The sequence below is a fragment of the Enterobacter sp. R-1.6.2 genome, from assembly GCF_035064085.1.
GTDB lineage: Bacteria > Pseudomonadota > Gammaproteobacteria > Enterobacterales > Enterobacteriaceae > Enterobacter > Enterobacter asburiae_B.
The window spans coordinates 172,661-198,273 of sequence record NZ_JASEYI010000002.1 but is presented as its reverse complement, the minus strand read 5'-3'; the positions used below and the strand labels follow the sequence as shown (position 1 = coordinate 198,273).

Below are 25,613 nucleotides of genomic sequence, written 5' to 3'. Positions count from 1 at the left end.
GAGCGCGTATGGGTCTGTTTAATCGTATAAAAGCATCGTTTCGCGCCCTCTTTCCTCGCCGTTATGCCTGGCCCGGTCTGGATATCTCTCTCCCCGGCGGGCAGCACCTGCATCTGGTCGGCAGTATTCATATGGGTACGCAGGATATGTCTCCCCTGCCACCCGGGCTGATTAAACTGCTGAAACGCGCCGACGCGCTGGTCGTTGAGGCGGACATTTCGGGTCAGGAGTCGCCGTTTGTCGGGCTGGAAAGCGCTCTCACTCTGGCGGAACGTCTGGATGATCCCCGGCTTGCGGAACTGACGCGCGTCGCGGATGAAACCGGCGTGTCGCTCTCCATGATTGACACCCTGCCGCTCTGGCAAATTGCGATGGTGCTGCAGGCTACGCAGGCGCAGCGTCTGGGACTGCGCGGTGACTACGGCATTGATTACCAGCTGCTGAACGCGGCAAGGGCCCGCAGCCTGCCCGTCATCGAGCTGGAAGGGACGGACAGCCAGATTGCGCTTCTGCGCCAGCTTCCCGACGACGGCCTGATGCTGCTGGATGATACGTTGACCCACTGGCACACCAACGCGCGCCTGCTGCAGACCATGATTGGCTGGTGGCTGGACGCGCCGCCTGAGGACGGTAAGCTGGCGTTACCGTCGACGTTCAGCGAATCGCTGTATGATGTGCTGATGAATGCGCGCAACAAAGCCTGGCGGCAGACGCTGCATGCTTTGCCCGCGGGGCATTACGTGGTGGCGGTTGGGGCGTTACATTTGTACGGAGAAGGGAATTTGCCGTCACTGTTGAAATAAAAAAATGGCCAATATTTCTATTGGCCCGTCAAAGAGGAATTTCATCGTTTTTATTATGCCGAAGGAGACCTTCGGTTGAGCCGATTGTCGCTCAAAGTGACCATCACTGCCAATACTATTGCGCAAGATGGTGCTATTTTTTAGACAAACGTCAGGCGTATGCTGATGGCATGATTTGTCTGTCGTAAGAAGGATAGCTATGACTCCCGCCGTTAAATTACTCGAAAAAAACAACATTTCTTTCCGGATCCACACTTACGATCACGATCCGAATGAAACTAACTTTGGTGATGAAGTGGTGCGCAAGCTGGGGCTGAACGCGGACCAGGTTTATAAAACGCTGCTGGTTGCGGTGAATGGCGATATGAAACACCTCGCCGTCGCGGTGACTCCGGTGGCGGGACAGCTGGATCTGAAGAAAGTCGCCAAAGCGCTGGGGGCGAAGAAGGTGGATATGGCGGATCCGATGGTGGCGCAACGCACCACGGGCTATCTGGTGGGCGGGATCAGTCCGCTCGGGCAGAAAAAACGCCTGCCGACGCTGATTGATGCCCCTTCGCAGGAGTTTGAAACCATCTTTATATCCGGCGGCAAACGCGGGCTGGATATCGAGCTGGCGGCGGGCGATCTGGCGAAAATGCTGGACGCGAAGTTTGCGGATATTGCGCGCCGGGATTGAGAAAATTGCCCGGTGGCGGCTGCGAGGTAAAAGCAAAACGGTAACAGGCGTTACCGTTTTTTGTGTTCGCGCCCTCTCCCGGTGGGAGAGGGTTGGGGTGAGGGCATCAGGCCGCACACCACTACTGCCAGCTCACCTCACCTTTCGGTTCATACGCATTCACATCAATCGGTGAATTCTGCTCGATGAACTGCTTCAGCACTTCCGCATCGATAAAGCCGGTATTCACGTATCCCGGTTTATTATCGATATGCGGATAGCCGTCGCCGCCGGTGGCGTTGAAACTTAAGGTCGCCAGACGGTACGTTTTAGCCGGATCAACCGGTTCGCCTTTGATCTTCAGGTCGTTAAGCTTGCCGTCTTTCGCCACAAAGCTGACGTTGGCAAACTGCGGATAGGCCCCGGAATCCGGCTTCATCTGCGCCACGGCGGTCAGGTAGTCAATCACCTCTTTACCGCTCATGTCCGCATAGACCACCACGTTGCCGAAAGGCTGCACCTTCAGGACGTCCTTATAGGTAATGTTTCCGCCCTCGATGGAATCACGAATACCGCCGCCGCTCATCACGCCGAAGTCAGCGCCGGTGCGCGCCATTTGCGCCGCCAGCACCAGGTGGCCCATGTTGGTCTGCACGAAGCGAACTTTACTGCGGTCCCCCTCCAGACGACCGTTCAGCGTGCCGATTTTCACGTCCAGCTGCGCCTTGCCTTTGTTCTGGAAAGGCGTCAGCAGGGAGAGCATCTGCTGATTTTCTGCGATCTCCGGCGTGTAAAGTACGCGCTCACTTTTCCCGTCCGGGTAGGTGACTTTCTTCTTCAGGTTGACCGGGATGAGCTGATAATGGACCAGCTTCATCTCGCCGTTACGGAACTCGAAATCCGCCCGGCCGACGTATTTGCCCCACTCGTGCGCCTGAACAATCCAGATACCGTTCTGACGGTCCGGCGCGCACGGCGTGCCCGGCACGTAGTCCACCTGCTTTTTGTTCTCCGAGGCCATACACACCGGATCCTGTGAGTGACCGCCCACAATCATTGCCAGCGAGCCCGCAGGCAGGCTGCGCGCCATTTCCACGTCGCCGGGCGCGTTAGAGCCGTGCTCGCCGTTGTCGTAGTGCCCCATGTGCGTGGTGGCGATAATCACGTCCGGCTTCTCGTTTTGCTGCAGCTCCTGAATCACCAGCTTCGCTTCGTCTGCCGGTTTGCGGAATTCGATATCGGTAAAGAACTCGGGGTTGCCAATTTTCGCCGTGTCGTCAGTGGTTAAGCCGATGACCGCAATTTTCAGATCCTGGCGCTTAAACAGCGCCCACGGCTTAAACAGGCGTTCGCCGGTGCTTTTCTGGTAAATATTGGCGGAGAGGAAGGGAAATTTGGCCCATTTTTCCTGCTGACGCAGCACGGTCAGCGGATTATCGAACTCGTGGTTACCCACGGCCATCGCGTCGTAGCCAATCAGGTTCATGCCGCGAAAATCAGGTTCCGCGTCCTGTAAATCGGATTCCGGCACGCCGGTATTGATATCGCCACCCGACAGCAGCAGCACGCTGCCGCCCTGGGCAGCCACCTCTTTACGAATGCCGTCCACCAGCGTTTTTTGCGCCGACAGGCCATATTCGCCGTATTCGCTGCGCCAGAAATGACCGTGGTGATCGTTGGTATGCAGAATGGTGATTTTATAGGTTTTGTCTTTTTCATACGCCTGCGCGGGCAGGCTTACCAGGCCCCATGCGGCGATGAGCGCCAGCGCGACGCCCCGCTTCATTAACTTCATCTTCTCTCTCCCTGACCAATAGACAAAGGCAAAAATTACAGTGACTAACAAGAATAGACAAATAAGTTTTCAGAATTGCGACTTTCTTCAAATGTCCCGGACGGGTATGTTAGTCGGATAATAATTACACCCTGCATCTCTAATAACGAAAAACGTGGTACTTCTCTCTATGGCAATCAGTGAATCAACCCAGCCCGTTCCGGGCGCGCCGGCGTCGCGCACCTCCTTTAAAGTCTTAGGCGCAATCAGTCTCTCGCACCTGCTCAACGACATGATCCAGTCGTTGATTCTGGCCATTTATCCGCTGCTGCAGTCCGAGTTTTCGTTAACGTTCGTGCAGATCGGGATGATCACCCTGACCTTCCAGCTGGCTTCCTCACTGCTGCAGCCGGTGGTGGGCTACTGGACGGATAAATACCCGATGCCGTGGTCGCTGCCGATCGGCATGTGCTTTACCTTAAGCGGGCTGGTGCTGCTGGCCATGGCGGGGAGTTTTGAAGCGGTGTTGGTTGCCGCCGCGCTGGTGGGCACCGGATCGTCCGTCTTCCATCCGGAGTCCTCGCGCGTGGCGCGTATGGCTTCAGGGGGCCGTCACGGTCTGGCGCAGTCGCTCTTCCAGGTGGGCGGTAACTTTGGTAGCTCTCTCGGCCCGCTGCTGGCCGCGGTGATTATTGCCCCTTACGGTAAAGGCAACGTGGCCTGGTTTGTGCTGGCCGCGCTGCTGGCGATCATCGTGCTGGCGCAGATCAGCCGCTGGTATGCCGCTCAGCATCGCGTGAATAAAGGTAAACCTAAAGCGAAGGTTATCAATCCCCTTCCGCGCAATAAGGTTATCCTGGCGGTTTCCGTGCTGCTGGTACTGATTTTTTCGAAATACTTCTATATGGCGAGCATCAGCAGCTATTACACCTTTTATCTGATGCAAAAATTCGGATTATCGGTACAGAATGCGCAGATCCACCTGTTTGCCTTCCTGTTCGCCGTTGCGGCCGGTACGGTCATTGGCGGGCCCGTGGGGGATAAGATTGGGCGTAAATACGTCATTTGGGGCTCTATCCTCGGCGTGGCGCCGTTTACCCTTATTTTGCCGTACGCGAGCCTTGAATGGACGGGGATTTTAACCGTGATCATTGGTTTTATTCTCGCATCCGCGTTTTCCGCCATTCTGGTCTATGCCCAGGAGCTGCTGCCTGGCCGTATCGGTATGGTTTCCGGGCTCTTTTTCGGTTTCGCCTTCGGCATGGGCGGGCTTGGCGCGGCGGTGTTGGGGATGGTGGCGGATCACACCAGCATCTTCCTGGTCTATAAAATCTGCGCTTTCCTGCCACTTCTTGGGATGTTGACCATATTCCTGCCTGATAACCGTCATAAAGCGTAAATTACGGGTAGCCAAAGTTTTACTTTGGCTACCTGATACCCTGATGCCATAAGGGTTTCTTCTTCTTACCCTCGCTGAATTTATCAAAACGCGCTTTTTTACGTGCATATTGCTGTTTTATTCAAACTTCAACAATAATTCATAAACATAAGGGTAAAAATTGTCATAAACTATTACTCGGTTTTTTGGTTTTCGCCAAAAAGGAACACCCACAACGAAAGGAGACGGAATGCACCACGCCACACCGCTTATCACCACCATTGTTGGTGGACTTGTGCTCGCTTTTATCCTCGGCATGATTGCCAATAAGCTGCGTATTTCTCCTCTTGTCGGCTATCTGTTAGCGGGTGTACTGGCGGGACCGTTTACGCCAGGCTTCGTGGCGGATACCAAGCTGGCCCCTGAGCTGGCGGAATTGGGCGTGATTCTGCTGATGTTTGGCGTCGGCCTGCACTTCTCCCTGAAGGATTTGATGGCGGTAAAGTCGATCGCCATACCGGGAGCGATCGCCCAGATTGGGGTGGCGACGCTGCTGGGGATGGCGCTTTCGGCGGTGCTGGGCTGGTCGTTAATGACCGGTATCGTATTTGGGCTGTGTCTCTCAACCGCCAGTACCGTGGTGCTGCTGCGCGCGCTTGAAGAGAGACAGCTGATAGACAGCCAGCGCGGGCAAATCGCGATAGGCTGGCTGATTGTGGAAGACCTGGTGATGGTCCTGACGCTGGTGCTGCTGCCAGCCGTCGCCGGGATGATGGAAAAAGACAACGTCGGCTTTGCCTCGCTGGCGCTGGATATGAGTATCACCATCGGTAAGGTGGTGGCGTTTATCGCCATCATGATGCTGGTGGGACGCCGTCTGGTGCCGTGGATCATGTCCCGCAGCGCGGCAACCGGCTCCCGCGAGCTGTTCACCCTCTCCGTGCTGGCGCTGGCGCTGGGTATCGCTTTTGGTGCCGTAGAGCTGTTTGATGTCTCCTTTGCCCTGGGCGCGTTCTTCGCCGGGATGGTGCTGAACGAATCCGAACTGAGCCACCGCGCGGCGCACGACACTCTGCCGCTGCGCGATGCCTTCGCCGTGCTGTTCTTCGTCTCCGTCGGGATGCTGTTTGACCCGATGGTCCTGATTCACCAGCCGCTGGCAGTGCTGGGCACGCTGGCAATCATCATCTTTGGTAAGTCGCTTGCCGCCTTCTTCCTGGTGCGGATGTTCGGCCACTCCCCACGCACGGCGTTGACCATCGCCGCCAGCCTGGCGCAGATCGGTGAGTTCGCCTTTATTCTGGCCGGTCTGGGCATGGCCCTGAACCTGCTGCCGCAGGCGGGGCAAAACCTGGTGCTGGCGGGGGCGATCCTGTCGATTATGCTGAACCCGGTGCTGTTTGCCCTGCTGGAAAAATACCTCGATAAAACCGAAACGCTGGAAGAACAGACGCTGGAAGAGGCCATCGAAGAAGAGAAGCAGATCCCAGTGGATATTTGCAACCACGCCCTGCTGGTCGGCTTTGGCCGCGTGGGCAGCCTGCTCGGTGAGAAGCTGATGGCGCAGGGCATTCCGCTGGTGGTGATTGAGACCTCACGCACCCGCGTCGACGAGCTGCGCGAGCGCGGGATTCGTGCGGTGCTGGGCAATGCGGCAAACGAAGAGATCATGAATCTGGCGCATCTGGACTGCGCGCGCTGGCTGCTGCTGACCATACCTAACGGCTATGAAGCGGGCGAGATTGTGGCCTCCGCGCGCGAGAAGTGCCCAACGATTGAGATTATCGCCCGGGCGCATTATGACGACGAGGTGGAGTACATTACCGAACGCGGTGCGAATAAGGTGGTGATGGGCGAGCGCGAGATTGCGAATACGATGCTGACGCTGCTGGAGAAACCGCCGGTTGAAGAAGGGGTGACGGGGTAAGTTTGGTGCGGTCTGGTCCCCTCACCCCGGCCCTCTCCCCATAGGGGCGAGGGAGAAAAGACGGCTTCGTGCTATCCCCTCTCCCCTATGGGGAGAGGGTTAGGGTGAGGGGTTTTCTTTTACCTGTCCCAGTACGCCTCTTCGAGGCTGTCTTCCCGTTCCGGCAACCCACGCGTTAAGCGCGGAGAATGCTGGTTCAGCACCTGATAGCTCACGCGGTTGGCATATTTACACACCTGCGCCAGCGAGGAATAGGTCAGCCAGCTGAACTTGTGCTTGCTGGAGTTCGGCACGTTGGTTTTATGGTAGGCGTTAGCGGTGATGTCGTGCAGCAGTGCGGCCAGCGCGCCGTCGCCCGCACCGTTGGTGTTCATGATCTTCTCCGGCCCGCCCATATACGGCGCGATATGAGAGTAGATTCGCAGCGGATTCACGCAATCTTTGTAGCGCATGCCGCGGCTGAACTCGTACTGGTTGAACTCGGCAATCGCACCGGGCAGCAGCGGGTGCTGGGTTTTGCGCTTGCTCTCTTCTTCCGTGAAGCCCGCCATATAGAGCCCAACCGGGCCGGCGGTGCAGAGCACCAGATCCACCCAGTCCAGCGCTTTGTCAGACGCCAGCAGCGGATCGCTTTCGCCGGTCAGCGCTTCGGCCTCTTCTTCGTTCATCGCCAGAATCGAGACGTGCTCTTTCAGGAACGCCTGCCACCACTCCGGGTTATCGGCGATAACGAATTTTGTGCCCAGCGTCAGAACGACAGGCACGTTGTATTTCTTCGCGTACTCGATCGCTTTCATGGTCGCTTCCGGCATCGGCTCGCCCGGCTTACAGCGCACCAGGTAGGAGGTCAGCACCAGCGCCGAGGCGCCCGCGATCACCTCTTCCGGAATACTCTCGGCGCGCAGCTTGTTCATATGACCCGGGCTGATGGCAAAAGTACGCTCGCCGGAATCGCTAATCAGCGTAAAGCAGCGGCCAATAGGCCCGTCGACGCCCTGAAGGTAGTTCAGATCGGTACGGCTGGAGGTGTTGCAGAGATAGCGGTAGGCATAGCCACCGATTTCGATATTGCTGCACATCACGCCGAGCAGCACCGAGCGGTCGTCGGCCAGCACGGAGTAGTTGTGCATGGTATTGCCGATGGTGCCACCGGCGAACTGATGGGTAATCAGGTTTTCGCGCACCAGCTCCTGATACAGCGCTTCGGCAACGTCGTCCTCAATCACCAGCGAGTGACCGGCGCTCAGACCGTAACGGGCGACAAACGCATCATCCACTTTCGCTTCAATGTCCACCAGCGTCTGATCGATACCGACGACCCATGCCGCGCTGGTTTCGTTTTCTGGCTGGATTTGCTGCAGGAGCGGGTCGCGGGCATCGACGGGGAAGTAGTGTTTGGATTTGCGTTTACCGGGAAATTTCATGGTCTGAACTGTACGAAGAATATGGGCCGGGAATGGTAGCACAAACCCGGCCCGGAGTGCGATCAGCGGCTGTTCGTTACCAGCGAGACCATCATGTCGATATGCTCAGGCGAGTCGTTAAGCGCCGGAATGTACTCATACTTTTCGCCGCCAGCCTCAAGGAAAAATTCCCGGTTTTGCACCGCGATCTCCTCCAGCGTTTCCAGACAGTCTGCCGAGAAGCCCGGCGACATCACCTGAATGTGCTTCACGCCCTTCTCACCCAGCATTTTGAGGGTTTCATCGGTATAAGGCGTCAGCCACGGCTCGCGACCGAAGCGCGACTGGAAGGTCATCATCACCTTCTCCGGCGGCAGGCCAAGGGCGGAAACCAGCTCGCGCGTGGTATCGCGGCAGCGCTGCGGATAATCATCCCCTTCATTGGCGAAACGCTGCGGGATCCCGTGATAGGAGAGCAGCAGCAGATCCGGCTCGCCGTGCTTTTCAAACGACGCGCGCGCGCTGTTGGCAAGCGCCTGGATGTAGAGATCGTTATCCGCGTAGTCTCGAATAAAGGTCACGCCCGGAATGCGGCGGCGGGTCGCCAGAATGCGGGCCAGCTCGTCCCAGACGGCGGCCACCGTCGAGCAGGAGTACTGCGGGTAGAGCGCCAGCACGACGATATGGTCCACGCCCTGCGCCAGCAGTGATTCCACCGCGCTTTGCAGGGACGGTTTTCCGTAGCTCATGCCGAGCGCGACGGGCATATCCGGCAGTCGGGCGGCCAGCGCTTTTTCCTGGCGACGGCTGTATACCATCAGCGGCGAGCCCTCTTCCATCCAGACGGACTGATAAAGTTTGGCGACGCGCGGAGAACGAATCGGCAGAATGACGCCACGCAGCAGCGGCCACCACAGCAGTCTCGGGAAATCCACGACGCGCGTGTCGCTTAAAAATTGTCGCAGGTAGCGTTTTACCGCGTCTGATGTAGGTGCTTCTGGAGTGCCCAGATTGGCAAGCAGGATGCCGGTTTTCGCCTGACTCATTCACGCCTCTTAACCATTTGATAGGTTGTCAATTGTAGCGGAAATGCGTTTAAACGAAACCCATTGCTGTAATAGGTAAGATGAGAATATTTCTCACCCGGGAGCCCGGGTGAGAGGCGCGCGATTAGCCGAGGATTTTTTCCAGCTCTGCACGTACGTCAGCCACGGCTTTGGTGCCGTCAACTTTGGCGTATTTGGTGTTACCCGCCTGCGCTTCTTTGGTGTAGTAGCCGATCAGAGGCGCGGTCATCTGATGGTATTCCACCAGGCGTTTACGCACGGTCTCTTCCTGATCGTCTTTACGGGTGGTCAGCTCTTCGCCGGTCACGTCGTCTTTGCCTTCAACCTTAGGCGGGTTGAATTTGATGTGGTAAACGCGGCCAGAAGCAGCGTGTACGCGACGGCCAACGATACGGTCAACGATCAGCTCGTCCGGTACGTCGAACTCCAGAACGTAGTCCACGTTGATGCCCGCTTCTTTCATGGCGTCAGCCTGAGGAATGGTGCGTGGGAAGCCGTCCAGCAGGAAACCGTTACGGCAGTCTTCCTGCGCAATGCGCTCTTTGACCAGAGCAATAACCAGCTCGTCGGTCACCAGCTTGCCTGCGTCCATGATGTCTTTCGCTTGTTTACCCAGCTCGGAGCCAGATTTAACAGCGGCGCGCAGCATGTCACCGGTGGAGATTTGCGGAATACCGTATTTCTCCATGATGAACTGAGCCTGAGTTCCTTTACCCGCGCCCGGAGCGCCAAGCAGAATAATACGCATTGCGAAAATCCCCTCAAAAGTCGTTTCAATTTTTCAAAAGCGCTAAACAATACCACCAGAACGGGCATCGCTCAAGGAAGGCGGGAAGGCTGAAACGGTTAACGGGGGGAGATTATTTGGGTTAGTGAGGTCTGGAGCCCTCACCCCGGCCCTCTCCCACGTGAGAGGGAGAAGACCAGGGGAGGCGTGGTCAATTACGCCAGCAGCAGCGCATTCACACGTTTAATGAACAGGTTAGGATCTTCCAGCGTGCCGCGCTCGGCCAGCAGGGACTGATCCAACAGCAGCTCAACCCACTCGGCAAAACGGGCGTCGTCCTGGGTATCCGCCGCGCGTTTCACCAGTGGATGATCCGGATTAAGCTCAAAGATATATTTCACTTCCGGCATCGCCTGGCCCGCCGCCGCGAACAGCTTCGCCATCTGGGTGCTCATTTCGTCCGCATCGGTGGTGACAATCGCCGGGGTGTCGGTCAGACGGTGCGTGAAGCGCACCTCCTTCACGCGCTCGCCCAGCAGGGTTTTCACGCGCTCAACGAACGGCTCCAGCGCCTTCTCGGCTTCTTTCGCGCTTTCGTCAACTTCATCCGCCAGCTTGTCGATGGATTCGTCCGCTTTGGCTACGGACTGGAAGGATTTACCGTCGAACTCGGTCAGGTAGTTCATCATCCACTCGTCGATGCGGTCAGAAAGCAGCAGCACTTCGATGCCTTTCTTACGCAGCAGCTCCAGGTGCGGGCTGCTCTTCGCCGCCGCGTAGCTGTCGGCGGTGATGTAGTAGATCTTCTCCTGCCCTTCTTTCATGCGGGAGACGTACTCTTCCAGCGACACGGTCTGCGCGGAGGAGTCGGTGTGCGTAGAGGCGAAGCGCAGCAGCCTGGCGATCGTTTCAACGTTCGCGGTGTCTTCTGCCGGGCCTTCTTTCAGCACCAGGCCAAACTGTTTCCAGAAGGTCTGATATTTTTCCGCATCGTCTTTCGCCAGTTTCTCCAGCATCTGCAGCGCACGTTTGGTCAGGGCGTTGCGCAGGTTACGGGTGACGGTGCTGTCCTGAAGGATCTCACGGGAGACGTTCAGCGGCAGATCGTTGGAATCGATCAGACCACGCACGAAGCGCAGGTAGTTCGGCATGAACTGCTCGGCGTCGTCCATGATGAACACGCGCTGCACGTACAGCTTCAGGCCGTGCTTGTGATCGCGGTTCCACATGTCCCACGGCGCCTGTGCCGGAATGTACAGCAGGCTGGTGTACTCCTGCTTACCTTCCACGCGGTTGTGGCTCCAGGTCAGCGGGTCGGTAAAGTCGTGGGCGATGTGCTTGTAGAACTCGTTATATTCGTCGTCTTTAATTTCAGACTTGTTGCGCGTCCACAGCGCCTGCGCCTTGTTGATCTTCTCCCAGGAAACCACGGTTTCACCGTCTTTCTCTTCCTGTTTTTCAATCTCTACCGGCAGGGCGATGTGATCGGAATATTTGCTGATGATAGAGCGCACGCGCCAGTCGTTCAGGAAATCATCTTCCCCTTCACGCAGGTGCAGGGTGATTTCGGTACCGCGATCCGCTTTGGTGATGTCATCAACGGTATATTCGCCTTCCCCTTTGGATTCCCACAGCACGCCGTTCTCGGCGCTGTCGCCTGCCGCACGGGTACGGACGGTAACTTTGTCGGCCACGATAAACGCCGAGTAAAAACCGACGCCGAACTGGCCGATCAGCTGGCTGTCTTTCGCCTGGTCAGAGCCCATGGACTCAAGGAACGCTTTGGTGCCGGATTTGGCGATGGTGCCGAGGTGGTCGATCACCTCGTCGCGGTTCATCCCGATGCCGTTATCGGCGATGGTCAGGGTGCGGTTCTCTTTATTGAACGAGACGCGCACGCGCAGCTCGCCGTCGCCTTCATACAGGTCCGGGTTGGACAGCGCGCGGAAGCGCAGCTTGTCCGCCGCGTCCGAGGCGTTGGAAATCAGCTCACGCAGGAAAATTTCTTTGTTGGAATACAGGGAATGGATCATCAGGTGCAGAAGCTGTTTTACTTCTGACTGGAAACCACGGGTTTCTTGTCCTTTCATCTATGTCGACCTCAACAATGCCATTTAATGGGGTTTTAAAACGTTGAGTGAGAGATGGGGATAAGGGGGGAAATTTTCAAGCGGAGGCCGCGCGCGCAGCCTCCGTTTGGTCAGAAAACAATCTTGTGACGCCCTGCCAGAGAGTGCGACAGCGTGGTGCCGTCGACCATTTCCAGTTCGCCGCCCACCGGCACGCCGTGGGCGATGCGGCTGGCGTCAACGCCGTACTGCGAGCACAGTTCGGCGATGTAGTTGGCGGTTGCCTCCCCTTCCACCGTTGGGTTGGTGGCGAGGATCACCTCTTTGATGGTTTCGGACTCAAGACGCTGTTCAAGGCGGTCAAGACCGATATCATCCGGGCCAATACCGTCCAGCGGGGAGAGATGCCCCATCAGCACGAAGTAGCGGCCGGAAAACTGCCCGGTTTGTTCGATGGCGTAGATGTCCGCCGGACTCTCCACCACGCAAATCTGACCGTTTTCCTGACGACGCGGGTTCGTACAGATGTTACAAACGTCCTGCTCGGTAAAGGTGCGGCAATCCGCACAGTGACCAATTTCTGACATGGCGCGGGTTAAAGCCTGCGCCAGGCGCATCCCGCCGCTGCGGTCGCGCTGCAATAGCGTAAACGCCATGCGCTGCGCCGACTTCGGGCCAACGCCCGGCAGGCAGCGCAGTGCTTCCATTAACTGCGTGAGCAGCGGACTGGTTTGCATCAGAATGGCATCTTGAAGCCAGGCGGCAGCTGCATACCGCTGGAAACAGAGGCCATTTTCTCTTTCTGAGTTTCGTCGATACGGCGAGCGGCATCGTTAAACGCGGCTGCAACCAGATCTTCCAGCATCTCTTTGTCGTCTTCGAGCAGGCTCGGGTCGATTTCCACGCGACGGCAGTTGTGCGCACCGTTGATGGTCACTTTGACCAGACCGGCACCGGACTCACCCGTGACTTCCAGCTGAGCGATCTCTTCCTGCATCTTCTGCATTTTTTCCTGCATCTGCTGAGCCTGCTTCATCAGGCCACCCAGACCGCCTTTTCCACCAAACATAGGCTTCTCTCTTCTTTCACGTTTAAGGATTACAACCGTAAGTCAGACTCACGATCAAATGGGGCGAATACTCTCTTCATCCAGATCGGCGTCGAAGAACCGGCGCAGGGTCTGAATGTTGTTATCCGCAATAATCGCCTCGCGCGCCTGCGCGAGCTTTTCTTCATAAATGGCCTGGCGCCACTCGAGCGGCGTTTTCACTGCCGGATTATCATCTTCAATGATAGTCAATTCAACCGGCGCACCCTGTAATGCGGTGAGCGCCTCGGCCAGCGCCTTTTGCGCGCCAGGGGAATTGAGGTGCCGCTGGCCCGGACGCAGGTGTAAACGCACCTGATTACCGTCCTGCTCTTTCCAGGCATTCAGCGCGACCTGCTCGACCAGCTTCGGCAGCTGGAGTTTGCTGACCTCGGCGGCCCAGGCGTCGCGCGCAATGGACTCTTCGGCAAGCTTCGCGGAAAGCTCCGGCGTTTTCTCATGCTCCAGCGCCTTTTTCAGCGCTTTCGGCGTGGCGACCTCTTCCTTCACCTCTTCGGTGATGGTGGTTGCCTTCCAGCGGTAAGCCTCTTCTTTCACCGGGGCTTTCTGCTCGAGCGCGGACGGTGCCGGACGCGACTGTACGCGCTCCGTTACCGAGGCCAGTCGTTCAAGCGCGGCGTTGTTCACCGGCCGCGCTCTTCCTGGCGCTGCCGGTTCACTCTTTTTTGGTTTGGTTACTCCCTGCGCACGCTGCAGCTGGCTGCGTGCGGCAAGCACCGAACTGGTGGCATCCGACAGCGGCACGTTTTGCGGCGGCGGCGGTGTCGGCTGCGCTGGCACCTGCTGCGGCGACATCACCGCCGTAGGGGCGACCGGCGCGAAAGACTGCCGCGGCGCTTCCGGCTCCGGCAATGGCATGCGCGGGTGGAACGCCAGCGCGCGCAGCAGCGTCATTTCAACGCCCATCCGTGGATCCGGCGCGAAAGGTAGCTCTTTGCGGCCAATCAGCAGCGTCTGATAGTACAGCTGCACGTCGGCAGGCGGCACGGTGCGGGCAAGTTCACGCATCCGCTGTTCAATGGCGGCCATATCCGCACCGATGGCGGACGGAGAAAGCTGCAGCATCGCCACGCGGTGCAGCAGGCTGAGCATCTCAACCAGCAGTCCTTCCCATTCGATACCGCGGGCAGCGGCCGCGTTCACCTGCGACATCACGCGTTCGCCGTTGGCGGCAATCATCGCCTCGATAAGCGACAGCGCCTGATCGTCATCCAGCGTGCCGAGCATGGTGCTGACCGCCTCGGTGGAGAGCTTGCCGTCACCGCTGGCAATCGCCTGGTCGGTCAGGCTGAGCGCATCACGCAGGCTGCCGTCCGCCGCGCGGGCCAGCAGCTGCAGGGCGCGCGGCTCGTGAACGATCTTCTCTTCATCAAGAATGTGCTCAAGCTGCGCGCGGATCTGCTCAACGTCCAGCGCCTTCAGATGGAACTGCAGGCAGCGCGACAAAATCGTGACCGGCAGCTTTTGCGGATCGGTGGTCGCCAGCAGGAACTTCACGTGCGCGGGCGGCTCTTCCAGCGTTTTCAGCAGGGCATTGAAACTGTGGCGCGACAGCATGTGCACTTCATCGATCAGGTAGACCTTGAAGCGGCCGCGTGCCGGGGCGTACTGCACGTTATCGAGTAGATCGCGGGTATCCTCCACTTTGGTACGCGAGGCGGCGTCAATCTCGATCAGATCGACAAAACGCCCCTGCTCGATCTCGCGGCAGTTATCACATACGCCGCACGGCGTGGCGGTGATCCCGGTTTCGCAGTTGAGACCTTTTGCCAGCAAACGGGCAATAGAGGTCTTACCGACGCCGCGGGTGCCGGAGAAAAGATAGGCGTGATGGATGCGACCTAGCGACAAGCCGTTCGCCAGGGCCGTCAGCACATGTTCCTGACCGACAACGTCAGCAAAGGTTTGTGGTCGCCATTTACGGGCTAACACCTGATAACTCATGGGCAGGCTCTGCAACGCTGGAAGGTGAATTTATGGAGGGGAATGCTATCACAACCTCACCCATTGAGCGAGGTTGTGAAAACCGGGATTAATGACCCGGGAAAGGCACCAGGCTGTAGCTGGTGATGCCCTGTTTTTCCAGGCGCTGTTCACCGCCGAGATCGAACAGGTTGATGATGAATGCCGCGTCGGTCACTTCACCACCCAGACGACGGATCAATTTCACGGTCGCTTCAATGGTACCGCCGGTTGCCAGCAGATCGTCCACCACCAGCACTTTGTCGCCAGGCTTGATCGCATCAACGTGGATCTCCAGCTGATCGGTGCCGTACTCCAGCTCATAGCTCTCAGCAATGGTTTCACGCGGCAGTTTGCGCGGCTTACGCACCGGCACAAAACCCACGCCCATTGCCAGCGCAACCGGTGCGCCAAACAGGAAGCCACGGGCTTCGGTACCTACTACTTTGGTGATCCCGGCGTTTTTATAACGCTCGACCAGCAGTTCAATGCTGAGCGCGTACGCTTTCGGGTCTTCCAGCAAGCTGGTGACATCACGGAAAAGAATGCCAGGCTTTGGATAGTCCTGGATGCTTTTGATGCTGTTTTTCAGATATTCAAGCTGCTGTGCAGTTGCGGTCATCGGTTTTGCCTAAATGAAACAGTGTTACTCACAGCGCGCAACGAGTCGGCCAAGGCAACAATTGTTTAACCTTTGACCAGGCGCACCTGTGCTCGAAAACGGTCGAATTTACTGGCTGCGCGTGATAATTGCAACAGCCATGATGAGGCTTCAGTGCTTTTGTTGCTTTTCATCAACCACGGGGATCCGCCACATGAAGAAAAGCAGGCAGGAGAGGATCGCCAGCAGCAGAATACGTACCCACATCATTTTCACCAGCCATAATGAAATAGCGAAGGTGATGAGGATCACCGCGATCGCGCGCGGCTTCGCGCCTGGCGGCATGGCCCGGTGTTTTTGCCAGTGCCGCAGATAGCCGCCAAACCACGAGCGATAGAGCAGCCAGTGGTGAAAACGCGGCGACGAGCGGGCGAAGCACCAGGCCGCCAGCAGGATAAACGGGGTGGTCGGCAGCAAGGGTAAAAACACACCCAGCGTGCCAAGCACTACCGCGAGCCAGCCAATGATGATTAAAATAGTACGCTTCATAATGCGAATCGTTATCAAACTGAACGGCTACTTTACCACTGGAGAGCGCCTTGAAAACAGCACTGCTTCTTGAGAGGCTGCAAAATCAGCTTATTGTTCTGCGGGAGCAGGCTACACCGCTGATGGGCCACGCCACGCTGAAACCGCGCTTTGACCGGCAGCTTTTTCGTACCCGCAGCACCGTCATTCAGGATTACCTGGCGGAAGCGCAGACCAACCTCGACGAGCTTCGCCATGCGGTTGAGAGTGAACAGCAGGAACAGGTGGCGTGGCTCGCAGAGCATCTCACAGAGCAGATCACCGCTCTGCATCGCGAAATCGCCGCCTGGCCGCTGCGCGCCTGGGACAGCGCCTCGCCGGGGCTCGGTAAATGGCAGCGCAAGCGGCTGGAGAACCAGGAGTTTGAGCGCCGGCTGTTTGAGATGAAGCGCGAGCGCGAGACGCGGCTAAACAACAGCGAGACGCTGGAAGAGCAGCAGCTATTGATGCGCGAGATTAGCGCGCTGGAAGGACGTATCGTCCGCTGCCGTCAGGCGCGGGACGAGATTGAGCGCGTCATTGAACGTTTGACCCGTTAACAGGAGCCACACCCATGTCACTGGAAAATGCACCCGATGAGGTCAAGCTGGCCGTCGATTTGATTATGCTTCTCGAGAATCATGAGATCCCCGCCGAGACGGTGCTTAAGGCGCTGGAGATTGTGCGGCGGGATTTTGAAGGAAAATTACCCTCACCCCAACCCTCACCCTGAGGGAGAGGGGGAAAATCGTTCCCTCGCCCCTGAGGGCTGAGAGAAAATAGATTAAGCAGGCGTAGGATCGTCACCCTTAATGTCGCGCTTCACTTCCGTATGCTCATCACCTTTCTCGTTGCGCAGGTGAACCTCGAGCTGGTTGAAGGCGATATTAATATCGTTTTCACGGCACAGACGATCGATAGAACGGTTGAGTTCATCCACCGTGTAGCTGCGGTCACGCAGCTCGCGCACGTATAAACGCAGCTCGTGATCCAGCGTGCTCGGCCCAAAGGTGGTGAAGAAGACCGCCGGAGCCGGATCGTGCATCACTTTCGGGTGTTCTGACGCCGCCTTGAGCAGCACCTCTTTCACCTTCTCCAGATCCGATCCATAGGCTACGCCCAGGCGGATCACCACGCGCGTCACCGTATCGGAAAGCGACCAGTTGATCAGGCGCTCGGTCACGAACGCTTTGTTCGGGATGATCACCTCTTTGCGATCGAAGTCGGTGATGGTGGTGGCACGAATACGGATCTTGCTGACCGTACCGGAGAAGGTGCCGATGGTAACGGTATCGCCGATTCGTACCGGACGTTCGAACAGGATGATCAGGCCGGACACGAAGTTACCGAAGATCTCCTGCAGGCCAAAACCAAGACCGACCGAGAGGGCGGCCGCCAGCCACTGCAGTTTATCCCACGAGACGCCAAGCGAGCCAAAGACCGTCATCGCCCCGACAATAATGATCACGTAGTTGAGGATCGTGGTAATGGCGTAGGACGCCCCCTGGCGGAGATTCAGACGTGACAGGAGCAGCACTTCAAGCAGGCCTGGCAGGTTGCGAATCAGCGCCCAGGCCACCACCGACGACACCAGCGCAAACAGCAGGCTGCCCATGGTCACGCTTTTCATGACCGCCGCGCCCGCTTCGGTACCGTTGTATTGCCAGAGGGTAATACTGTCGAGATAGGCGAAAACGGTAATAAGATCGGACCAGATAGCCCAGAACATCACCGCAAACAGGGCGATCATCACCAGCATGGTGATGCGCAGCGTCTGCTGGTTAACCTGCTCCAGGGCAATGGTCGGCTCTTCCTGAGGCTCCGCGCCTTCGGCCCCCTCTTTCACCTGATGCTGACGACGCGCGATAGCACGGCGATAGGCGATGCGGCGGGCCGCCACGCTCAGGCCGCGCAGCACGGTCTGATAGAGCAGGTTCCAGACGATCACCAGATAGACCGTTTCAATCCAGCGCCCGGACAGGCGCAGCGTGGTATAGAAGTAGCCCGTTGCCGTCAGCACCATTAGCGCCAGCGGAATGATCGCCAGCACCGTCACGGTGGCCAGGCGAATATTGTGGGACTCTTTATCACGCCAGCTGTCGCGGCACATCGGCCACATCAGGATCGCAATCAGCAGCAGGTTCAGCAGGATAACCAGCTGGCCCAGCACGTCATCCATCAGGTGCAGCGGAGAAAGCTCAGAGACAACCGACCAGAAGTGCAGCGGCAGGAGCGCCAGGCTGATGCGCACAATCTGACGACGCCAGTGGCTGGTCAGCTGCGCAGGCATGTTGAAATGACGCACCGCCACGCCGTCTTTTTCCAGCACCTTCCAGCACACGCCAAACACCAGCCAGAACAGCGCCAGTTTTTTACTGAACGCCCACAGCAGATCGCTGACGTTGAGCTGCATGGTGAGCAGAATCAGGCCCACCGCCAGAATAATCAGACACACCGGCAGGGCGCGGATGAGATCGATGAGAATCGCTTTTGGCGTATGGAGCTGGCTATCGTTGCGCAGCTGACCCACTTCGGAGGCCAGCTTCGCCTGGTATTTTTTCAGCCAGCCCAGACGCCAGCGGATCAGGCCGGCAATCAGCAGCAGCGGTAATCCCGCCAGCAAGGCAATCGTCACCGCAGGCCAGGCTTTCTCCCAGTTTACGGTGATCTTCATGCTCTTAATCTGCGTTTTCAGCGTCTCCGGGAAGGATTTGACCCAGTCCCAGTCCATCGGCTTGTTGCTGTTCACCCAGAAAATCTGCTGGGTCAGGATCTCCTGCAGACTTTTCGAGACGCTCACCAGCTGCTGCTGGTTGATTTGCAGGTTAATGGCCATCATCAGCTGGTTGCCCAGCTGTTTGTTGAGCTGGTCCAGCAGCTCGCGACGCATATCGACGACCTGGAGCAGCGCGTCGTGCACTTCCGGGTTCACGTCGCTGGAATGCCCCTCTTCAATTTTGGCGACAAAGGCATCGCTCTGGAAAAGGGCATCGCGCTGCTGGTTGACGTCAAACTGTTCCAGACGTAAATCCGCAATGCGGTTGGTCATGTCTTCCAGCTCATCGGCGGACGGGAGCGTCTGCTGCTGCTGGTAGAGAATACGCGACAGCAGGAGGCTGCCCTTCAGGACCGCTATCTGCTCTTTGATGTTGCGCTCAGCCTGCAGCGCGCGATCCAGCCAGTTCTTCACTTTGATATTTTGCTGAACCAGCGAGTTGCCGTTTTCCGTCGCCAGTATCAGGCGCTGGCTAAGCTGGTGGTTGGCCTCGAGCTCCTGTTTCACCAGCGGATTCGCCTGAATGCGGGCGGTTTCGTCAGGCGATACGGCCTCCTGGGCGGTTTTTTCCGTCAGGGTCAGGCGTTTGCTGTTTACCGCCTCCTGCAACAGCTGAAGCTGGTGTTCCAGGCGGTTAATATTCGCGGTGACGTAATCACGCTGTTTCTGAAGCGTGTCCTGCAGCACCGTATTCCCTTCCAGGCTTTTACGCTGCTGTTCAATCTGTGCATTGAGCAAGGTCTGCTGAACCAGCAGCAGGGTTTGCTGCGTCGGGCGCAGCGTGCCTTCGCCTACCGTCGTGCCGTTCAGACGGTTGCGGATCTGCTGCAGCTGCTGAGACGCGGCGTACATCGCGTTTTGCACGCGCTCGGGCTGGGTCTGCAGCGAGACAAGCTGGCTGTTATAGGTGGCGAGATCCGACTGCGCGGTTTGCAGGTCGTCGAGCAGTTGCGCGACTCGGGACTCCAGCTGGCGTAAAGAGAGCGTCGAGAGCGTCTTGCGCGTCTCGTCGTCGTTATCCACATCGCTGAGGGCATTCAGCGCGTCGGTGGCCTTACGCATGTTTTCAGGCGCCTGCGCCACCTTCTGGCGAAGCTGGACGGTTTCCGCTTTGATGCGTTCAATTTTATCCAGCGTTTCCAGCGTTTCAGTCAGATCCTGCTGGACGAGTTTATCCTGAGGGGAGAGATCTTTTTGTTTATTCAGCGTGTCGAGCTGCGACTGAACATCGCTGCGCGAGGGAATATCGTTGCTGTTATCGGCGCGGGCCCAGGTCAGCGGCGCCGTGGCGAAGAAAAACAGCATCGCAAAGAGCAATGCAAAAACAGGATGTTGCGAGCGATTGATGGGCAGCATAGTTGTGAATGATGTCAGAAGATGACCGAAAATAGTCCGGCGTGAAGAATATCACGCTCGCTGAAAGCAGAATAGCGCGAACGTTATCCTCTGAGATAAATCCTGGAAAGGGATCAGGCCGTTAGCGAAGGCGCGTCGCTGCGCAGCGTGGGGCAGAGCTGTAGCATTTCCAGTAAAATCGCCACGTAGCTGCGGGCTTCCTCTTTGAGGTCAAAGGATTGCGGCGAGAAAAGCCAGTTTTCCATCAGACCTGAAATGTAGCTGCGCATCAGGATTGCCGCCCGTCGGGTCAAGAGATTGGCCGGTAAGAGTTTTGCCTGCATACACAGGTTCAGGTTCTGTTCAATACGATCATAGCTCTCCAGGCTAAGGCTGCGTTGCGCCTGCTGCACCACCGCCATCTCGCCCACGAACTCGCATTTATGAAAAATAATCTCCATCATTAATCTGCGACGTTCTTCAACTACCGTTGCTTCAAGGATATATACTAATATTTCTCTCAATACTGAGAGTGGATCGTCAGGGAATTTTGCCCGATACTCACTCTCGAGATCGCTAATGCTGGACTCTGAAAGCTCCCAGATTTCACTGAACAGATCTGACTTATCTTTAAAATGCCAGTAAATCGCTCCTCGCGTCACACCGGCAGCCTGAGCAATCTGCGCCAGCGAGGTGGATGAAACACCCTGCTGCGAGAACAAACGTATTGCCACATCCAGAATGTGTTGTCGGGTTTCCAGCGCTTGTTGTTTAGTTTTTCGTGCCATAGGTGGGTGAATTTACAGGAGTCAGATTTACATACATTTGTGAATGTATGTACCATAGCATGACGATAATATAAACGCAGCAATGGGTTTTTAGACTCAGGACCCTTGATCAATTTGAAATCGGACACTCGAGGTTTACATATGAACAAAAACAGAGGGTTAACGCCTCTGGCGGTCGTTCTGATGCTCTCAGGCAGCTTAGCGCTAACAGGATGTGACGACAAACCAGCTCAACAAGGAGCTCAGCAGGCGCCAGAAGTAGGCGTCGTGACGCTCAAATCTGAACCTCTACAAATCACCACCGAATTACCAGGCCGTACCAATGCTTACCGCATTGCGGAAGTGCGTCCTCAGGTCAGCGGCATTATCCTGAAGCGTAACTTCACCGAAGGTGGTGATGTGAAAGCCGGTGAGTCTCTGTATCAGATTGATCCAGCAACCTATCAGGCCTCTTATGAAAGTGCGAAAGGCGACCTGGCGAAAGCACAAGCCGCGGCCAAAATTGCTCAGCTGACGTTGAACCGCTACCAAAAGCTGCTCGGCACCAAGTACATCAGCCAACAGGATTACGATACCGCTCTGGCCGATGCACAGCAGGCTAACGCGGCCGTGGTGGCAGCCAAAGCGGCCGTCGAAACCGCGCGCATTAACCTGGCCTATACCAAAGTGACCTCTCCTATCAGCGGTCGTATTGGTAAATCTTCCGTCACGGAAGGAGCGCTGGTGCAGAACGGTCAGACCAATGCGCTGGCAACCGTGCAGCAGCTTGATCCGATCTACGTTGACGTGACGCAGTCCAGCAACGATTTCCTGCGCCTGAAACAGGAGCTGGCTAACGGCACCCTGAAACAGGAAAACGGCAAAGCCAAAGTGGAGCTGATTACCAATGACGGTATCAAGTTCCCGCAGGAAGGAACCCTGGAATTCTCTGACGTGACGGTCGACCAGACTACCGGTTCCATCACCTTACGTGCGATTTTCCCGAACCCTGACAAAAATCTGCTGCCAGGTATGTTCGTTCGCGCGCGTCTGGAAGAAGGAACGAATCCAACCGCACTTCTGGTTCCACAGCAGGGAGTGACCCGTACGCCACGCGGCGATGCGAGCGCGCTGGTTGTTGGGGCTGATGACAAAGTCGAAACGCGCAATATCACCGCCACCCAGGCGATTGGCGATAAATGGCTGGTGACGGAAGGTCTGAAAGATGGCGATCGCGTGATTGTTACTGGTTTGCAAAAAGTTCGTCCTGGCGCGCAGGTTAAAGCACAGGAAGTGAAATCTGACGATAAACAACAAGCTTCGGCCGCTGGCCAGTCAGAACAAACCAAGTCTTAACTTAAACAGGAGCCGTTAAGACATGCCTAATTTCTTTATCGATCGCCCCATATTTGCGTGGGTGATCGCCATAATCATCATGCTGGCCGGGGGACTTGCGATCCTGAAGCTGCCTGTCGCGCAATATCCAACGATTGCGCCACCGGCGGTGACAATTTCCGCAACCTACCCGGGGGCTGATGCGAAAACGGTGCAGGACACCGTCACCCAGGTTATCGAACAGAACATGAACGGTATCGATAACCTGATGTACATGTCCTCAAACAGTGACTCCACCGGTACGGTGCAGATCACCCTGACCTTCCAGTCAGGTACGGATGCTGACATTGCGCAGGTTCAGGTGCAGAACAAACTGCAGCTGGCAATGCCTTTGCTGCCGCAGGAAGTACAACAGCAGGGTGTGAGCGTCGAGAAATCGTCCAGTAGCTTCCTGATGGTTGTCGGCGTTATCAACACCAACGGCACCATGACGCAGGAGGATATTTCCGACTACGTGGGCGCCAACATGAAGGACGCCATCAGCCGTACTTCCGGTGTGGGTGACGTGCAGCTGTTCGGTTCCCAGTACGCGATGCGTATCTGGATGGATCCGAACAAGCTGAACAACTTCCAGCTGACGCCGGTTGACGTGATCAGCGCGATTAAAGCGCAGAACGCCCAGGTAGCGGCCGGTCAGTTAGGCGGTACGCCGCCGGTGAAAGGCCAGCAGCTTAACGCCTCGATCATCGCGCAGACCCGTCTGACCTCTGCCGATGAATTCAGCAAAATTCTGCTGAAGGTGAATCAGGACGGTTCGCAGGTTCGCCTGCGCGACGTGGCGAAAGTTGAGCTGGGCGGTGAGAACTACGACATCATCGCGAAGTTTAACGGTAAACCGGCTTCCGGTCTGGGTATCAAACTGGCGACCGGCGCTAACGCCCTGGACACCGCCACGGCGATCCGCGCAGAGCTGAAGAAGATGGAACCGTTCTTCCCGTCAGGTCTGAAAATCGTTTATCCGTACGACACCACGCCGTTCGTCAAAATCTCGATTCATGAAGTGGTTAAGACGCTGGTTGAGGCGATCATCCTGGTATTCCTGGTGATGTACCTGTTCCTGCAAAACTTCCGCGCGACGCTTATCCCAACGATTGCCGTGCCGGTGGTATTGCTCGGGACCTTTGCGATCCTGTCGATATTCGGCTACTCGATAAACACCCTGACGATGTTCGGGATGGTGCTCGCCATCGGCCTGCTGGTGGATGACGCCATCGTCGTGGTCGAGAACGTCGAACGCGTGATGGCGGAAGAAGGTTTGCCGCCGAAGGAAGCGACCCGTAAATCAATGGGCCAGATCCAGGGCGCGCTGGTCGGTATCGCGATGGTGCTGTCTGCGGTATTTATCCCGATGGCCTTCTTCGGAGGCTCTACCGGTGCGATTTACCGCCAGTTCTCCATTACCATCGTTTCCGCGATGGCGCTGTCGGTACTGGTCGCGTTGATCCTGACCCCTGCCCTGTGTGCCACCATGCTGAAGCCAATTCAGAAAGGCGGTCACGGCGAGCACAAAGGGTTCTTCGGCTGGTTTAACCGCATGTTCGATAAGAGCACGCATCACTACACCGACAGCGTGGGCAACATCCTGCGCAGCACCGGTCGTTACCTGCTGCTCTATATCATCATCGTGGTGGGCATGGCCTTCCTGTTCGTTCGTCTGCCAAGCTCGTTCCTGCCAGATGAAGACCAGGGCGTGTTCCTGACGATGGCACAGCTTCCGGCGGGTGCCTCGCAAGAGCGTACCCAGAAAGTGCTGGATGAAGTGACGGACTACTATCTCACCAAAGAGAAAGACAACGTTGAGTCCGTGTTTGCGGTTAACGGCTTTGGCTTTGCGGGTCGTGGTCAGAACACCGGTATTGCCTTCGTTTCTCTGAAAGACTGGTCTGAACGTCCAGGCGAAAAGAACAAGGTTGAAGCCATCACCGGCCGTGCAATGGGCACCTTCTCGCAGATTAAAGATGCGATGGTCTTCGCCTTTAACCTGCCAGCGATTGTTGAACTGGGTACCGCGACCGGCTTCGACTTCCAGCTGATTGACCAGGGCGGTCTGGGTCACGAGAAACTGACGCAGGCGCGTAACCAGCTGTTTGGTGAAGTCGCTAAACACCCTGACCTGCTGGTCGGCGTGCGTCCAAACGGCCTGGAAGATACGCCGCAGTACAAGATCGATATCGACCAGGAGAAAGCCCAGGCGCTGGGCGTATCCATCAGTGACATCAACACCACGCTGGGCGCAGCCTGGGGCGGTAGCTACGTTAACGACTTCATCGACCGCGGTCGTGTGAAGAAAGTGTACGTGATGTCAGAGGCGCAGTACCGTATGTTGCCTAACGATATCAACAGCTGGTTCGTGCGCGGCAGCAATGGTCAGATGGTACCGTTCTCGGCGTTCTCAACCTCACGCTGGGAATACGGTTCTCCGCGTCTGGAACGCTATAACGGTCTGCCATCGATGGAGATCCTGGGTCAGGCTGCTCCGGGCCGAAGCACCGGTGAAGCCATGAACCTGATGGAAGAACTGGCAAGCAAACTGCCTGCGGGTATCGGCTATGACTGGACCGGTATGTCCTATCAGGAACGTCTGTCCGGTAACCAGGCCCCTGCCCTGTACGCCATTTCACTGATTGTGGTCTTCCTGTGTCTGGCGGCACTGTACGAGAGCTGGTCGATTCCGTTCTCCGTTATGCTGGTGGTTCCACTCGGGGTTATCGGTGCGCTGCTTGCGGCAACGTTCCGTGGACTGACCAACGACGTTTACTTCCAGGTAGGCCTGCTGACAACCATTGGCTTGTCGGCGAAGAACGCGATACTTATCGTTGAATTCGCCAAAGATCTGATGGAGAAAGAAGGCAAAGGCCTTATTGAGGCGACGCTTGAAGCGGTTCGTATGCGTCTGCGCCCAATCCTGATGACGTCGCTGGCGTTTATCCTCGGCGTACTGCCGCTGGTTATCAGCTCCGGTGCGGGCTCCGGCGCGCAGAACGCAGTAGGTACAGGCGTGATGGGCGGTATGGTTACCGCGACCGTACTGGCTATCTTCTTCGTACCGGTGTTCTTCGTGGTGGTTCGCCGCCGCTTTAGCCGCAAGAATGAAGATGTTGAACACAGTCATTCGGTAGAACCTCACTGATACCGGTTCCACATGATAAAAAGGCCGCATTAGCGGCCTTTTTCATTTTCAGAAAAAATCATAAATTACGCTTATTGTGGCTCTATTTATTTTCTGCCATCTTAAATAGACATATCATAATTAACTGATACCTTAATCGGTGAATTCAGGATTTTTTTAATTTCAT

General features: G+C 56.8%; 20 protein-coding genes and 1 other annotated feature. Of the genes, 8 read left to right on the top strand and 12 right to left on the bottom strand.

What is annotated here, in order from left to right:
• The first annotated feature begins 8 nt into the window (after positions 1-8).
• Positions 9-803 carry a TraB/GumN family protein gene (locus tag QMN93_RS02720; RefSeq protein ID WP_033144804.1) on the top strand — a complete coding sequence of 265 codons (795 nt, stop codon included), beginning with the start codon at positions 9-11 and terminating at the stop codon, positions 801-803.
• A gap of 199 nt (positions 804-1,002) precedes the next feature.
• Complete coding sequence (gene ybaK / locus QMN93_RS02715) at positions 1,003-1,482, top strand: Cys-tRNA(Pro)/Cys-tRNA(Cys) deacylase YbaK (RefSeq protein WP_023310615.1); 480 nt, start codon at positions 1,003-1,005, stop codon at positions 1,480-1,482.
• A 121-nt stretch (positions 1,483-1,603) separates the two neighbouring features.
• Here the strand turns inward: ybaK and ushA are convergent, their stop codons facing one another.
• The gene (ushA, locus tag QMN93_RS02710) at positions 1,604-3,256 is read right to left on the bottom strand and encodes a bifunctional UDP-sugar hydrolase/5'-nucleotidase UshA (protein ID WP_023310614.1); all 1,653 of its coding nucleotides are present in this window, start codon (positions 3,254-3,256) and stop codon (positions 1,604-1,606) included.
• A 169-nt stretch (positions 3,257-3,425) separates the two neighbouring features.
• Between ushA and QMN93_RS02705 the strand changes: the two genes are divergently transcribed.
• Positions 3,426-4,634, top strand: coding sequence for an MFS transporter (locus tag QMN93_RS02705; protein ID WP_064673428.1), 1,209 nt, complete (start codon positions 3,426-3,428; stop codon positions 4,632-4,634).
• Positions 4,635-4,863: 229 nt separating this feature from the next.
• Positions 4,864-6,540, top strand: a complete 1,677-nt coding sequence (ybaL, locus tag QMN93_RS02700; protein WP_047061258.1) for a YbaL family putative K(+) efflux transporter — start codon at positions 4,864-4,866, stop codon at positions 6,538-6,540.
• 119 nt (positions 6,541-6,659) lie between these two features.
• On the opposite strand, the gene QMN93_RS02695 is transcribed toward ybaL, so the two are convergent.
• The 9 genes from QMN93_RS02695 to QMN93_RS02655 form a co-directional block, all read right to left on the bottom strand.
• Positions 6,660-7,964, bottom strand: coding sequence for an inosine/guanosine kinase (locus QMN93_RS02695; RefSeq protein WP_029741032.1), 1,305 nt, complete (start codon positions 7,962-7,964; stop codon positions 6,660-6,662).
• 62 nt (positions 7,965-8,026) lie between these two features.
• Positions 8,027-8,989 (bottom strand): ferrochelatase, encoded by a 963-nt coding sequence (gene hemH / locus QMN93_RS02690; protein ID WP_033144798.1) that lies wholly within the window; start codon positions 8,987-8,989, stop codon positions 8,027-8,029.
• A 124-nt stretch (positions 8,990-9,113) separates the two neighbouring features.
• Positions 9,114-9,758 carry an adenylate kinase gene (adk, locus tag QMN93_RS02685; protein ID WP_006809841.1) on the bottom strand — a complete coding sequence of 215 codons (645 nt, stop codon included), beginning with the start codon at positions 9,756-9,758 and terminating at the stop codon, positions 9,114-9,116.
• 194 nt (positions 9,759-9,952) lie between these two features.
• Positions 9,953-11,827 carry a molecular chaperone HtpG gene (gene htpG, locus QMN93_RS02680; protein WP_064673429.1) on the bottom strand — a complete coding sequence of 625 codons (1,875 nt, stop codon included), beginning with the start codon at positions 11,825-11,827 and terminating at the stop codon, positions 9,953-9,955.
• A 110-nt stretch (positions 11,828-11,937) separates the two neighbouring features.
• Complete coding sequence (gene recR, locus QMN93_RS02675) at positions 11,938-12,543, bottom strand: recombination mediator RecR (RefSeq protein WP_059346267.1); 606 nt, start codon at positions 12,541-12,543, stop codon at positions 11,938-11,940.
• Positions 12,543-12,875: a YbaB/EbfC family nucleoid-associated protein gene (locus tag QMN93_RS02670; protein WP_003858972.1), complete on the bottom strand. Its 333-nt coding sequence runs from the start codon at positions 12,873-12,875 to the stop codon at positions 12,543-12,545. Before QMN93_RS02670 ends, recR begins: the two co-directional genes overlap by 1 nt.
• Positions 12,876-12,929: 54 nt before the next feature.
• Positions 12,930-14,858, bottom strand: a complete 1,929-nt coding sequence (dnaX, locus tag QMN93_RS02665; RefSeq protein ID WP_064673430.1) for a DNA polymerase III subunit gamma/tau — start codon at positions 14,856-14,858, stop codon at positions 12,930-12,932.
• Positions 13,536-13,600: a sequence feature (DnaX frameshifting element), on the bottom strand. Its footprint overlaps the gene before it by 65 nt.
• An 88-nt stretch (positions 14,859-14,946) precedes the next feature.
• Positions 14,947-15,498: an adenine phosphoribosyltransferase gene (apt, locus tag QMN93_RS02660; protein WP_000127359.1), complete on the bottom strand. Its 552-nt coding sequence runs from the start codon at positions 15,496-15,498 to the stop codon at positions 14,947-14,949.
• A 150-nt stretch (positions 15,499-15,648) separates the two neighbouring features.
• Positions 15,649-16,026: a DUF454 family protein gene (locus tag QMN93_RS02655; RefSeq protein ID WP_033144794.1), complete on the bottom strand. Its 378-nt coding sequence runs from the start codon at positions 16,024-16,026 to the stop codon at positions 15,649-15,651.
• A 50-nt stretch (positions 16,027-16,076) separates the two neighbouring features.
• Here QMN93_RS02655 and priC point away from each other — a divergent pair, with 50 nt between their 5' ends.
• Both priC and rsmS read left to right on the top strand, forming a co-directional pair.
• A complete protein-coding gene (gene priC / locus QMN93_RS02650) occupies positions 16,077-16,604 on the top strand; it encodes a primosomal replication protein N'' (protein WP_064673431.1) in 528 nt (175 codons plus the stop codon).
• Between the two features lie 14 nt (positions 16,605-16,618).
• Positions 16,619-16,777, top strand: coding sequence for a pleiotropic regulatory protein RsmS (rsmS, locus tag QMN93_RS02645; RefSeq protein ID WP_014830906.1), 159 nt, complete (start codon positions 16,619-16,621; stop codon positions 16,775-16,777).
• 51 nt (positions 16,778-16,828) lie between these two features.
• On the opposite strand, the gene mscK is transcribed toward rsmS, so the two are convergent.
• Both mscK and acrR read right to left on the bottom strand, forming a co-directional pair.
• Positions 16,829-20,176, bottom strand: coding sequence for a mechanosensitive channel MscK (gene mscK / locus QMN93_RS02640; RefSeq protein ID WP_182383122.1), 3,348 nt, complete (start codon positions 20,174-20,176; stop codon positions 16,829-16,831).
• Between the two features lie 113 nt (positions 20,177-20,289).
• Positions 20,290-20,943 carry a multidrug efflux transporter transcriptional repressor AcrR gene (gene acrR / locus QMN93_RS02635; protein WP_033144791.1) on the bottom strand — a complete coding sequence of 218 codons (654 nt, stop codon included), beginning with the start codon at positions 20,941-20,943 and terminating at the stop codon, positions 20,290-20,292.
• A 141-nt stretch (positions 20,944-21,084) separates the two neighbouring features.
• On the opposite strand from acrR, the gene acrA reads away from it, so the two are divergent.
• Positions 21,085-22,278 (top strand): multidrug efflux RND transporter periplasmic adaptor subunit AcrA, encoded by a 1,194-nt coding sequence (gene acrA, locus QMN93_RS02630; protein WP_029741963.1) that lies wholly within the window; start codon positions 21,085-21,087, stop codon positions 22,276-22,278.
• A gap of 22 nt (positions 22,279-22,300) precedes the next feature.
• Positions 22,301-25,447: a multidrug efflux RND transporter permease subunit AcrB gene (gene acrB, locus QMN93_RS02625; protein WP_029741964.1), complete on the top strand. Its 3,147-nt coding sequence runs from the start codon at positions 22,301-22,303 to the stop codon at positions 25,445-25,447.
• Positions 25,448-25,613: the final 166 nt, after the last annotated feature.

Coding starts and splice junctions, on each gene's coding strand:
- QMN93_RS02720 (WP_033144804.1), top strand. CDS start 9: ATGGGTCTGTTTAATCGTATAAAAGCATCGTTTCGCGCCCTCTTTCCT.
- ybaK (WP_023310615.1), top strand. CDS start 1,003: ATGACTCCCGCCGTTAAATTACTCGAAAAAAACAACATTTCTTTCCGG.
- ushA (WP_023310614.1), bottom strand. CDS start 3,256: ATGAAGTTAATGAAGCGGGGCGTCGCGCTGGCGCTCATCGCCGCATGG.
- QMN93_RS02705 (WP_064673428.1), top strand. CDS start 3,426: ATGGCAATCAGTGAATCAACCCAGCCCGTTCCGGGCGCGCCGGCGTCG.
- ybaL (WP_047061258.1), top strand. CDS start 4,864: ATGCACCACGCCACACCGCTTATCACCACCATTGTTGGTGGACTTGTG.
- QMN93_RS02695 (WP_029741032.1), bottom strand. CDS start 7,964: ATGAAATTTCCCGGTAAACGCAAATCCAAACACTACTTCCCCGTCGAT.
- hemH (WP_033144798.1), bottom strand. CDS start 8,989: ATGAGTCAGGCGAAAACCGGCATCCTGCTTGCCAATCTGGGCACTCCA.
- adk (WP_006809841.1), bottom strand. CDS start 9,758: ATGCGTATTATTCTGCTTGGCGCTCCGGGCGCGGGTAAAGGAACTCAG.
- htpG (WP_064673429.1), bottom strand. CDS start 11,827: ATGAAAGGACAAGAAACCCGTGGTTTCCAGTCAGAAGTAAAACAGCTT.
- recR (WP_059346267.1), bottom strand. CDS start 12,543: ATGCAAACCAGTCCGCTGCTCACGCAGTTAATGGAAGCACTGCGCTGC.
- QMN93_RS02670 (WP_003858972.1), bottom strand. CDS start 12,875: ATGTTTGGTGGAAAAGGCGGTCTGGGTGGCCTGATGAAGCAGGCTCAG.
- dnaX (WP_064673430.1), bottom strand. CDS start 14,858: ATGAGTTATCAGGTGTTAGCCCGTAAATGGCGACCACAAACCTTTGCT.
- apt (WP_000127359.1), bottom strand. CDS start 15,498: ATGACCGCAACTGCACAGCAGCTTGAATATCTGAAAAACAGCATCAAA.
- QMN93_RS02655 (WP_033144794.1), bottom strand. CDS start 16,026: ATGAAGCGTACTATTTTAATCATCATTGGCTGGCTCGCGGTAGTGCTT.
- rsmS (WP_014830906.1), top strand. CDS start 16,619: ATGTCACTGGAAAATGCACCCGATGAGGTCAAGCTGGCCGTCGATTTG.
- mscK (WP_182383122.1), bottom strand. CDS start 20,176: ATGCTGCCCATCAATCGCTCGCAACATCCTGTTTTTGCATTGCTCTTT.
- acrR (WP_033144791.1), bottom strand. CDS start 20,943: ATGGCACGAAAAACTAAACAACAAGCGCTGGAAACCCGACAACACATT.
- acrA (WP_029741963.1), top strand. CDS start 21,085: ATGAACAAAAACAGAGGGTTAACGCCTCTGGCGGTCGTTCTGATGCTC.
- acrB (WP_029741964.1), top strand. CDS start 22,301: ATGCCTAATTTCTTTATCGATCGCCCCATATTTGCGTGGGTGATCGCC.